This is a genomic window from Streptococcus loxodontisalivarius, assembly GCF_016908645.1.
GTDB lineage: Bacteria > Bacillota > Bacilli > Lactobacillales > Streptococcaceae > Streptococcus > Streptococcus loxodontisalivarius.
In genome coordinates, this window is record NZ_JAFBEH010000004.1 from 63,218 (window position 1) to 69,217 (window position 6,000).

The 6,000-nt window shown below is 41.8% G+C and carries 6 protein-coding genes; all 6 read left to right on the top strand.

Annotated features, from left to right (window positions below; translation table 11 throughout):
* Nucleotides 1-45: 45 nt before the first annotated feature.
* The 6 genes from JOC28_RS01835 (at nt 46) to JOC28_RS01860 (ending at nt 5,779) form a co-directional block, all read left to right on the top strand.
* Nucleotides 46-678 carry a nicotinate-nucleotide adenylyltransferase gene (locus JOC28_RS01835; RefSeq protein WP_205008941.1) on the top strand — a complete coding sequence of 211 codons (633 nt, stop codon included), beginning with the start codon at nt 46-48 and terminating at the stop codon, nt 676-678.
* Complete coding sequence (yqeK, locus tag JOC28_RS01840; protein WP_205008942.1) at nt 675-1,274, top strand: bis(5'-nucleosyl)-tetraphosphatase (symmetrical) YqeK; 600 nt, start codon at nt 675-677, stop codon at nt 1,272-1,274. Before JOC28_RS01835 ends, yqeK begins: the two co-directional genes overlap by 4 nt.
* 37 nt (nt 1,275-1,311) lie before the next feature.
* A complete protein-coding gene (rsfS, locus tag JOC28_RS01845) occupies nt 1,312-1,665 on the top strand; it encodes a ribosome silencing factor (protein WP_205008943.1) in 354 nt (117 codons plus the stop codon).
* A gap of 49 nt (nt 1,666-1,714) precedes the next feature.
* Entirely contained in the window at nt 1,715-2,455 is a 741-nt protein-coding gene (locus JOC28_RS01850) for a class I SAM-dependent DNA methyltransferase (RefSeq protein WP_205008944.1), read from the top strand.
* A 10-nt stretch (nt 2,456-2,465) separates the two neighbouring features.
* A complete protein-coding gene (locus tag JOC28_RS01855) occupies nt 2,466-3,563 on the top strand; it encodes a nucleotidyltransferase (RefSeq protein WP_205008945.1) in 1,098 nt (365 codons plus the stop codon).
* 251 nt (nt 3,564-3,814) lie between these two features.
* Nucleotides 3,815-5,779, top strand: coding sequence for a peptide ABC transporter substrate-binding protein (locus JOC28_RS01860; RefSeq protein WP_205008946.1), 1,965 nt, complete (start codon nt 3,815-3,817; stop codon nt 5,777-5,779).
* Nucleotides 5,780-6,000: the final 221 nt, after the last annotated feature.

Below are 6,000 nucleotides of genomic sequence, written 5' to 3' on the forward strand. Positions count from 1 at the left end.
AGGAATGGTTTATAAAAGCTATCATTCTCTGAATAGGAGGTAGGTATGGCACTAGAACTACTCACTCCCTTTACCAAGGTTGAGTTAGAAACAGAAACAAAAGATAAAAATCGTAAACAAGTAGGTATCCTTGGAGGAAACTTCAATCCTGTCCATAATGCTCATCTGGTCGTTGCTGATCAGGTGCGCCAGCAATTGGGCTTGGACCAAGTCCTTCTTATGCCTGAGTACGAGCCGCCCCATGTGGATAAGAAGGAAACCATTGACGAAAGACATCGTCTCAATATGTTGCTTTTGGCTATCAATGGTGTTGAAGGCTTGGATATTGAAACCATTGAAATTGAGCGTAAGGGGACTAGCTACACCTACGATACCATGAAGCTCTTGACAGAAGCTAACCCTGATACGGATTATTACTTCATTATCGGGGCTGATATGGTGGAGTACTTGCCTAAGTGGCACCGTATTGATGAGCTGGTCGAGATGGTTCAGTTTGTAGGTGTTCAGCGCCCTAAGTACAAGGCTGGAACTTCTTATCCAGTCATCTGGGTGGATGTGCCTCTCATGGATATCTCTTCTAGCATGGTTCGTGATTTTATCAAAAAAGGTCGCACCCCTAACTATCTCCTCCCTGCACCAGTCCTCGATTACATAAAGAAGGCAGGACTTTACAAATGACCTATGAATCTTATGTTGGCATGAGCCGTGAGGAACTTCTTGAAAAAATTGCAGGGCAGATGAGCCAGCGTCGTTTTCAGCACGTTTTAGGTGTCGAAAAGGCAGCTATTCATCTGGCAGAGCTTAATAACTATGATAGTGAAAAGGCAGGTTTGGCAGGACTTTTGCATGATTACGCTAAGGAACTACCAGACCAAGATTTTCTTGATTTGATAGACAAGTACAATCTAGATCAGGACTTGAAAAATTGGAACAACAATGTCTGGCATGGCATGGTTGGTATTTACAAGATACAGGAAGATTTGGGACTGACAGACAAGGAAATCTTACGAGCTATCGAGATTCATACCGTCGGTAGCAGTCAGATGACGACACTTGATAAGATTGTCTATGTGGCAGATTATATTGAACATAACCGAGACTTTCCATTGGTGGAAGAGGCGCGTGTGATAGCGGAGCAATCGTTGGATAAGGCAGTAGCTTACGAAACCATCAATACCGTTGCCTTTTTGGCTAAAAAAGCACAGCCTATTTACCCACAGACTATCGAAACCTATAATGCTTTTTGCAAGTATAGCGAGTCTGCTAAGGGTTGACCCGAGTGAAATGACCGAAAAAGAAATTGGAGTTAGAATGACCAAAACAGAACTTTTAGAACTTGTTGTTAAGGCCGCTGATGAAAAGCGTGCTGAAGATATTGTAGCCCTTGATTTGGCTGAGTTGACAAGCTTGACAGATTATTTTGTCATTACAAGTGCGACAAACAGCCGTCAGTTGGAGGCTATCGCTGAAAATATCCGTGAAAAAGTTAAGGAAGCTGGTGGCGACCCAAGTCATGTCGAAGGCGACAGCAAGGCTGGCTGGGTACTGCTTGACCTTAATGATGTTGTTGTTCACGTCTTCTCAGAAGATGAACGTGACCACTACAATCTTGAAAAACTCTGGCACGAAGCGCCGATTGTGGATGTGTCTGAGTATTTAGCATAAAAAGAAACCTTGCCTATGGCAAGGTTTTTGACAATAGAAAGAGTATAAAATGAAAAACTATCAAAAATTTGCGGCTGTTTATGACAGCATCATGGATGACACGCTTTATGACAAGTGGACGGATTTTTCGCTCCGCCATTTGCCAAAAGATAAAAATCGCAAGAAATTGTTGGAACTAGCTTGTGGGACAGGGATTCAATCGGTGAGATTTGCTCAAGCAGGCTTTGATGTGACGGGACTTGACTTGTCACAAGAGATGTTGGATATTGCCCAAAAGCGTGCAGCATCAGTTAAGCAAAAGATTGACTTCAAGCAAGGTAATATGTTGGACTTGTCTCAGGCTGGCAAGTATGATTTTGTGACCTGCTACTCGGATTCTATCTGCTACATGCAGGATGAGGCTGAGGTTGGCGATGTCTTCAAGCAGGTCTATGACAGCTTGGAAGAGAATGGCATCTTTATTTTTGATGTTCACTCAACTTATCAGACTGACGAGGTTTTTCCAGGTTATTCTTACCATGAAAATGCTGACGACTTTGCCATGGTTTGGGATACCTACGAGGATGAGGCTCCTCACTCAGTTGTCCATGAGTTGACCTTCTTTATTCAAGAGGAAGACGGACGCTTTAGCCGTTATGATGAAATTCATGAAGAGCGCACCTATGAAGTTCTGACCTACGATATCCTCCTCGAACAAGCAGGATTCAAATCCTTTAAACTTTATGCCGACTTTGAAGACAAGGAACCAACTGACATATCAACAAGATGGTTCTTTGTAGCGCAGAAGTAAGGAGCATCCTATGACCATAACTGGCATCATCGCCGAGTTCAATCCCTTTCACAATGGACATAAGTACCTGCTGGAGCAGAGCAGTGGGACCAAGATTGTCGTCATGTCTGGTAACTTTATGCAGCGTGGCGAGCCTGCTCTCATTGACAAGTGGACACGGGCTCAGATGGCTCTGGAAAATGGTGCGGACTTGGTGGTCGAGCTGCCCTTTCTTGCCAGCGTTCAGTCGGCAGACTATTTTGCTCAGGCTGCTGTGGATATTTTGACGCGTCTGGGTATTGACACTCTAGCCTTTGGCACGGAAGAAGACTTGGATTATACACAGATTTCACAGGTCTATGGGGAAAAAGAGAAGCAGATGACGGCTTTTCTTTCTACGCTTCCAGATAGCCTGACTTATCCACAAAAGACGCAAGCCATGTGGGAAAACTTTCTTGGTCTTAACTTTTCAGGTCAGACGCCCAATCATATTTTGGGATTAGCCTACGCTAAGGCTTGCGCAGGTAAAGGGATTGAGCTTTTGCCTATCAAACGTTTGGGAGCAGGTTTTCATTCTGAGAGCAAGGATGAAGAGATTGCTTCAGCGACAGCTATTCGTAAGCACATTTTAGATAGAGACTTTGTGGAAAAGGTAGCTCCGAGTTCAGACTTGATTCTATCTTGTCCACAGGTTTCTTGGGATGATTATTTTGATTTGCTTAAATACCAGATTGTGACCAGTAGTGACCTGACGCAGTTTTTCCAAGTCAATGAAGAGCTTTCTAGTCGTATCCGCTCTGCTATTAGGAGCGTAGCGACTGTGGAAGAGCTAGTAGAAAAAGTAGCGACCAAACGCTACACCAAAGCGCGTGTGCGACGTATCTTGACCTATATCTTGGTGGGAGCTGTGGAAAAACCGCTACCGCAGGCGGTTCATGTCTTGGGATTCACCGCAAAAGGGCAAGCCCACCTCAAATCTGTGAAAAAATCTGTGGATATTGTCGCTAGAATCGGAGCAGAGCCTTGGGACGACCTGACTCAGCAGGCGGATGCCGTCTATCAAATGGGCAACAGCCAAATTCTAGAGCAAACTTGGGGACGAGTGCCGGTGAGAGTCGAAGAAGTCTAAATTTAAAATATACAACAGTTGCTGTTTATATACATCTTGATATAAAACTATACGAGAAAATAAGGGAACGTTTTCAATTTTCGTGAATTAGCTATCGTTTTTGGGTTATTTTGAGTTTATGTTGTGATAAAACCTAACTTTGGATGTTAGGTTTTTTATTTTTTTCTTATTTTTAACCGATAAATCAAGGACAAATGTATTTTTTTTTGCTATTATGGAATAAATATTATAATACTGGCAAAGGAGATATCATGTTAGTGAAAAAGAAAAGTCAATTAGTGATGTTATTAGCCTTGTCGTCTGGTTTTCTGGTTGCTTGTTCAAGTAACAGCAGTAGCAGTACAGACACATCAACTTATCAGTATGTTTATTCAACAGATCCTGATTCTCTGGATTATATCAAGTCTTATCGTGCAACTACGACAGATTATACAACCCAGGCTGTGGATGGTCTTTTGGAAAATGATAAATATGGAAATCTTATTTCATCTTTAGCTAAGGATTGGACTGTTTCCAAGGATGGTTTAACCTATACTTATACTCTTCGTAAGGGAGCAAAATGGTATACTTCTGATGGTGAAGAGTATGCTGAGGTTAAGGCTCAGGATTTTGTCGCTGGTGTTAAACACGCAGCTGATTCTGGTGCGGATGCTTTGTACCTTATCCAATCTTCCATTAAAGGTCTTGACGACTATGTGAATGGTAAGACAACAGACTTCTCAACTATTGGGGTTAAGGCTGTCGATGATTATACGGTTCAATATACTCTCAATCAACCTGAGAGCTATTGGAATTCTAAGGTAACCAATCAGGTTCTTTTCCCAGTTAATGAAGAATTTTTGAATTCTAAAGGTGATAAATTCGGTACGACAGATCCATCAAGTATTCTTTATAATGGACCTTATATCTTGAAGAACTTGACATCAAAATCTGAAATCAAGTTTGAAAAGAATGAGAATTATTGGGATGCAGATAATGTTCATATCACAACTGTGAAGTATGTCTACAATGATGGCTCAGAGTCAGATTCGCTCTTTACTAACTTTGATGATGGTGTTTATACGGCTGTCGGATTGAATCCTAATAACTCAACTTATTCAGCTGCAGTTAAGAAGTACAAAGATAACATTCTCTATGGTGCCCAGGATTCAACAACCTACTCTTTGAACTTTAACCTTAATCGTGAAGCAACCAACTTTACAAAGAAAACATCAGATACACAGAAATCTGATACCAAGAAAGCTATTTTAAATAAAGACTTCCGTCAAGCAATCGGATTTGCCTTGGATCGCACAGCTTATAATGCGCAACGTGTGGGTGAAGATGCTGCGACGAAATCTTTGCGTAATACCTTTGTTCCACCAGCATTCGTTCAGATTGGTGAGGAAGATTTTGGTAGTGCGGTAGAGACAGAATTGGCTGCGCTTGGAAGTGAATGGACAGATATCAATCTTGATGATGCCCAAGATGGTCTTTACAACAAGGAAAAAGCACAAGCTGAATTTGCTAAAGCCAAATCTGCCTTGCAAGCTCAAGGTGTTAGCTTCCCAATCCACTTGGATTTCTCAGTTAATAAATCTTTTGCAGTCGGTGTTAACCAAGCCAGCTCAATTAAACAATCTATTGAAGCTAGTCTAGGTACGGATAATGTCGTTGTGGATATCAATCAGCTCTCAGAGTCTGATTATAACAACACAACTTATTATGCTCAAACTGCTAGTCAGATGGACTGGGATTTGTCTATCGCAGGCTGGTCTGCAGACTATGATGATCCATCAACTTATCTTGATGTTTACAATCCATCAAATGGTAGTTATGTTCATCAAATTGGTTTGACAGCTGGTGATACAAGCATTGCTAGCCAGGCTAGTCTTGATTCCTTCGAAACTTATCTTGAAGCAGCAGATGCTGAGACGAGTGACGTAAGCAAACGTTATCAAGAGTTTGCCAAGGCACAAGCTGCGCTGACTGACAGTGCAGTCTTGATTCCACTCTACTCACTAGGTGGTAGTCCAGTTATTACAAAGATTACACCGTATAGCGGTGCCTATGCTTGGACTGGTACTAAAGGTTCTGTTACTTATAAATATAAGGAAATTCAATCTGAAGCCGTTACAGCAAGTGACTTTGCCAAGGCACGTAAGCAGTGGCTTAAAGAAAAAGCAGAATCAAATGCTGAATATGAGAAAAATCTAGCAGATCATATCGCTGATTAATCCTAAGAAGCTGGGACAAAAGTCCTAGCCTTCTTTTTTTTTATAATCTAGTTTGCAAAGCGCAGGGGTTGAGTGGTCTCTAATTCGTTGATAAATCAACTCTTACAGCCCTAATTTGATATCAAGCTTCGCTTGATTTTATCTGCAACCTCAAAAGGTTTCCCAAACCTTTTGAGCTATGCGGAGGTGGGAGTGAAACAGTCTGGGGATAGACTGTTTCA

Coding starts and splice junctions, on each gene's coding strand:
- JOC28_RS01835 (WP_205008941.1), top strand. CDS start 46: ATGGCACTAGAACTACTCACTCCCTTTACCAAGGTTGAGTTAGAAACA.
- JOC28_RS01860 (WP_205008946.1), top strand. CDS start 3,815: ATGTTAGTGAAAAAGAAAAGTCAATTAGTGATGTTATTAGCCTTGTCG.
- rsfS (WP_205008943.1), top strand. CDS start 1,312: ATGACCAAAACAGAACTTTTAGAACTTGTTGTTAAGGCCGCTGATGAA.
- JOC28_RS01855 (WP_205008945.1), top strand. CDS start 2,466: ATGACCATAACTGGCATCATCGCCGAGTTCAATCCCTTTCACAATGGA.
- JOC28_RS01850 (WP_205008944.1), top strand. CDS start 1,715: ATGAAAAACTATCAAAAATTTGCGGCTGTTTATGACAGCATCATGGAT.
- yqeK (WP_205008942.1), top strand. CDS start 675: ATGACCTATGAATCTTATGTTGGCATGAGCCGTGAGGAACTTCTTGAA.